Raw genomic sequence first — 2,521 nt, 5'->3', positions numbered from 1 at the left:
AAGAACTCGGGCGAATTCCCATCGGTCGAAAAGGTCCGAGCTTAGTGTCCTGGATCAGCATGTCATCGCGATACCGCCTGAGCGACTGTCGCCGCAGACCTTTGACTTCACGCGCATGAATCATCGCTAATGCGTGTCCAGAGATTGTCCGGCTTCCTTGCCTTGCACGACGGTGGTGGAGAATTCGGGAAGCTCCTCGCCGAAGGCGCGCTGGTAGAACTTCGCAACGAGCGGCCGCTCCAGGTCGTCGCACTTGTTGAGGAAGGTGAGGCGGAAGGCGAAGCCGAGGTCGTCGCCGAAGATCTCGGCGTTCTCCGCCCAGGTGATCACCGTCCTCGGGCTCATCACCGTCGACAGATCACCATTGACGAAGGCCGAGCGCGTCATGTCGGCGACGCGGACCATCTTGGAGACGATCTGGCGGCCCTCCCTGGTGTCGAAATGCTTGGCCTTGGCCAAAACGATGCCGACCTCGTTGTCGTGCGGCAGGTAATTCAGCATGGTGACGATGGACCAGCGGTCCATCTGCGCCTGGTTAATCTGCTGCGTGCCATGATAAAGGCCGGTCGTGTCGCCGAGACCCACCGTGTTGGCGGTGGCGAATATCCGGAAGGCCGGGTGCGGGCGGATGACGCGCGCCTGGTCGAGCAACGTCAGCCGGCCGGAGGATTCCAGCACGCGCTGGATGACGAACATCACGTCCGGGCGGCCCGCGTCGTACTCGTCGAAGACCAGCGCGACATTGTTCTGGTAGGCCCAGGGCAGGATGCCGTCGCGGAACTCGGTGACCTGCATGCCGTCGCGAACGGTGATCGCGTCCTTGCCGACGAGGTCGATGCGGCTGACGTGGCTGTCGAGATTGATTCGAACGCAGGGCCAGTTGAGCCGCGCGGCGACCTGCTCGATATGCGTCGACTTGCCGGTGCCGTGGAAGCCGGAGACCATCACGCGGCGGTTCCTGGCGAAGCCCGCAAGGATGGCGAGCGTGGTCGGCTTATCGAAGAGATAGCCGGGATCAAACTCGGGAACATGCTCATTGGGTTGGGAAAACGCCAGCACGGTCGAGTCGCTGTCGAAACCAAAGGTTTCACGAACGGAGACAGCGACGTCCGGGAGCGAAGCCCTTTCCTGAAGCACTACATTCATCATCGCTCCATCGGTTCGGCGTCTGCACTGCGCCTCTCGGCGTCGTGCTGCGCGCAGTTAGTTTTTGTCCATTGGTTCGACCGTAGATGGTGTCTCGCAAATTCACGGCTTGCGAGCCTATCCGGCGGGCGGTTTCGTGCGGGCTACTCCGGCGAGTCACTATGTGCTCGACGTTCCATGTTGACGAAAATGCTCCACGCGTTCGGTCAGCCTTTCCATGAACTGTAGGAGCGAGTCTGCCGGCTCGTCATGCTCGCCGCTGAGAACGCTGATGCCCCATTGGCCCAGCACNCTCAAGGCTCACAAGCAGCTGCCGATTCTGCGGGCCGCCCTTCTTGCCCATCAGCAGCGCCTTGCTGAAAAGCCCGTTGCCTCCGTTTCCAGGGCCGCGTAACCTTCAACCCGGCAACGTCGTTCGCCGAAGTTCAACAAACTTCGGGACATCCCCGCCACAGACGGTGAAGCAGCAAGCGAATGTTGAGGTCAGACACGCTGTAGCCGATGAACAGGATAGTTCGGCCTAATGCATCTGCCCGAAACTTTATATCGAGCGGCGAGTCGAGATGCAGCCGGTTAAAATAATCAGTTTCAGCGATAACAAGCGACTGATCGTCTTCAAAGTCACCATGGAATTTTACGATCTGAGTATCAACGCTGGTGGCCTTGGCGATATCACGGGCATTGACGATCTTGACATAGGGGTGGCCGCTCAAATTGAACGCCACCTCTAAATTGTAGTCATAGTTCGTGGTATAGATGATAGGAAAATTAAGTTTCACGATCATGTCGTGAACTGGCGACTTAGCGACATTTTCTTCCGAGACACCCCAGTGCCGGTCCATCCAACTGCGCAAAGGACCGATGCTGCCGGTCTTGATGCGATAATACTCGGAGAGCGTCTGATAGCTGGCTTCCATGCCTGGACTTTCAGGATCGAGCTCCAATTCTCGCCGCATGTGATCGACGAGTTCTCTCCATGAGGGCAGCCCTACGATCATCGACAGGCCTGCACCAGCGAAGAGGATCGCTCGTCGACTGGCGATGGCCGTTGCAAGTTCATCCAAGCGCGAAACCACTGGTCCTCCATGAAGTGAGGGTCTGGGTAGAACCCATCAGCCGACGAGTTCCCTGACGGCGTCGAAGACGATGTCTGGATTGTGGTCGCGCGCTTGGCGCAGTTCCCAATCGTCCCGGGGCAGGAACACGGGCCGCTCGTCCCGATCGAGGGCCACGTTCATGACATGCTCTTCAACAAAGCGCTGAAGCTTGCGGGAGGTTTCGGATCGGATCCACCGGGCCGTGCCGAAGGGCACCGGTTCGAAGGCGACCTCCGTCTTGTATTCCGCCGCGATGCGCGAGGACAGGACGTCGAGCT

Annotated in this window: 1 protein-coding gene and 2 pseudogenes; all 3 read right to left on the bottom strand. The window is 59.2% G+C overall.

What is annotated here, in order from left to right:
* Positions 1-126: 126 nt before the first annotated feature.
* Positions 127-1,146: a cobaltochelatase subunit CobS gene (gene cobS / locus VQ044_RS24690; RefSeq protein WP_327650380.1), complete on the bottom strand. Its 1,020-nt coding sequence runs from the start codon at positions 1,144-1,146 to the stop codon at positions 127-129.
* A 446-nt stretch (positions 1,147-1,592) separates the two neighbouring features.
* Positions 1,593-2,222, bottom strand: a pseudogene (locus VQ044_RS24685) (SIR2 family protein); the annotation flags it as partial.
* A gap of 36 nt (positions 2,223-2,258) precedes the next feature.
* Positions 2,259-2,521 (bottom strand): annotated as a pseudogene (prfC, locus tag VQ044_RS24680) (peptide chain release factor 3); the annotation flags it as partial.

The sequence above is a fragment of the Aurantimonas sp. C2-5-R2 genome, from assembly GCF_036549495.1.
Classification (GTDB): domain Bacteria; phylum Pseudomonadota; class Alphaproteobacteria; order Rhizobiales; family Rhizobiaceae; genus Aurantimonas; species Aurantimonas coralicida_A.
This window is presented reverse-complemented; position numbering and strand designations above follow the sequence as displayed.